General features: G+C 71.6%; 3 protein-coding genes. 2 read left to right on the top strand and 1 reads right to left on the bottom strand.

Annotated elements, in window-relative coordinates; genetic code table 11:
* Positions 1 to 537 (bottom strand): ThiF family adenylyltransferase (locus RH94_RS00015; RefSeq protein WP_234425409.1); only part of this gene is annotated, 537 nt, incomplete at its 3' end.
* Positions 538 to 718: 181 nt separating this feature from the next.
* On the opposite strand from RH94_RS00015, the gene RH94_RS00010 reads away from it, so the two are divergent.
* Together RH94_RS00010 and RH94_RS00005 are read left to right on the top strand one after the other, a co-directional pair.
* Complete coding sequence (locus RH94_RS00010; protein WP_073945622.1) at positions 719 to 1,315, top strand: M48 metallopeptidase family protein; 597 nt, start codon at positions 719 to 721, stop codon at positions 1,313 to 1,315.
* 134 nt (positions 1,316 to 1,449) lie between these two features.
* A partial coding sequence (locus RH94_RS00005; RefSeq protein ID WP_143203931.1) for a TerD family protein occupies positions 1,450 to 2,034 on the top strand: 585 nt, incomplete at its 3' end.

Genomic DNA, 2,034 nt, shown 5'->3' with positions numbered 1-2,034 from the left:
GGCCTCGGCGGGCAGCCCGCCCGGGGTGACGTCCCACGGCTCCACGCGGCCGCCGTCGCGCACGTCGACCTCGCCGACCCCAGCGCCGGACAGCAGCGCGGCCAGCACAGCGCCCACCCGGCCCGCGCCCCGGACCTGCACGCGCAGGCCACGTCTGGCCGCCAGACGCCCGATCGCCTCGCCCGGCTCGCGCGTGACCAGGGAGAGGGAGGCGAGATCAGGCGCCAGCCGGTCCATGACCTCTTTCTTCTCCCGGAGCGTGTCCGCCGCCGCTCCGCCGCCCCGGGCGTCGTCGAGGAGTCCCGCGTGGGCCAGCCGCTCCACGAGGCGGTCCACCTGGCCGTCGGGCAGATCCCTGCGGTGCCCCTCCTCGCGCAGGAGGGGCAGTCCGCGTGTGCCGTTGAGCAGGTCCAGGAAACCGCCCGTCGCGGTGTCCACCGGACCCAGTGTCAGCGCGTGCGCGGGTGTCATCCCGAACTGCACGGTGTTGAGATCACGCCAGCCGCGCCTGAGCGCGGGTTTCACCATCGGATGCATGCGAGCCCCCGTAGCCCGGAGAACGAAGTGAGTGCCAGCATGCCCGTTCCGGCCGGCCGGTGCCGAAAGTTGTCCACAGGCTCCGGGTATTTGTCGCACAAACAGGACGCCGGGTGAGGGACCGGCACGGGACCGTTCCGGACCCGGGACTTCTCGTGCGTACACCCGGTAACGTCGGGGCGTGTCCGCCGACCCACCGCACCGCGCCGGAATGCCACAGCGCGGCAAGACGAGCCCGCCGCCGAGCGGCCCGGCGACGAGCGCGATCGAGGTCCGCAGGAGCACCCGTCGCCGCCGGACGGTCTCCGCGTACCGCGAGGGCGATCGCACCGTCGTGCTGATCCCCGCCCGGATGTCCGAGGCGGAGGAGCGGCGCTGGGTGACCGTCATGCTCGACAAGCTGGCCGCCCAGGAGAGCCGGCGCACGCTCGGCGACGCGGAGCTCGTCGAGCGGGCCGAGCGGCTGTCGGCCCAGTTCTTCGACGGCCGGGCCCGGCCCGCCTCGGTGCGCTGGGTCACCAACCAGAACACACGCTGGGGCTCGTGCACACCGGCGGAGGGCAGCATCCGGCTCTCCCACCGCCTGCAGGGGATGCCCGAGTACGTCGTCGACTACGTCCTCCTGCACGAGCTCGCCCATCTGCTCGTCCCCGGTCACGGCCCGGACTTCTGGCGGCTGCTGGAGGCCTACCCGCGCACCGAGCGGGCCCGGGGCTACCTCGAAGGGGTGGTCGCCGCCGGACGGCTGCCGCAGGTGCCGGGCGCCCGCGGAGAGTGACCACCGCCTCGGGGCGTGAAATACCACTGGACCGGGTTTGTGTACCGGGTCTGTACCGACTTCGTCCGGTGTCGGAGTTTGCCGTTAGCCTGGCGCGACGTACTCGCACTCGGGATGGGGGACGGTCGTTACGCATGCCCAGGGAATTCCAGCGCGGCCACAAGGCCAGGATCAGTGACCTGACCGCGGGCACGGATCTGTACGTAGGCGTGCAGATCTCGGCCCCCGGACTGACCTTCGACATCAGCTGCTTCGGGCTGGACGCGGACGAACGCCTCTCGGACGACCGGTACTTCGTCTTCTTCAACCAGCCGAAGTCCCCCGAGGAATCCATCCAGATGCTGGGGCCCCAGGCGGGCGACACGGAGTCCTTCCGGGTCACGCTGGAGAAGATCCCGCCGCGGATCCAGAAGCTGTCGTTCACCGCGACCATCGACGGCGCCGGACAGATGTCGCAGATCGACCCCGGGTACCTGCGCATCGTGGCGGGCGGCGAGGAGGTGGCCCGGTACGCCTTCAACGGTTCGGAGTTCTCCACCGAACGGGCCGTGATGCTGGGCGACTTCTACCTCAAGGACGTGTGGCGGTTCGCGGCCGTCGGCCAGGGCTTCGACGGCGGCCTCGAGGCGCTGCTGAAGAACTTCGGCGGCGAGGTCCTGGAGGAGGAGAGCGCCTCCGACCCGGCCCCGCAGCAGCCGCAGCCCGGTGCCGTCCCGGGC

The organism is Streptomyces kebangsaanensis (assembly GCF_001906585.1).
Taxonomy (GTDB): domain Bacteria; phylum Actinomycetota; class Actinomycetes; order Streptomycetales; family Streptomycetaceae; genus Streptomyces; species Streptomyces kebangsaanensis.
The sequence above is the reverse complement of the archived record's forward strand: the minus strand, read 5'-3'. Positions and strand labels throughout refer to the sequence as shown.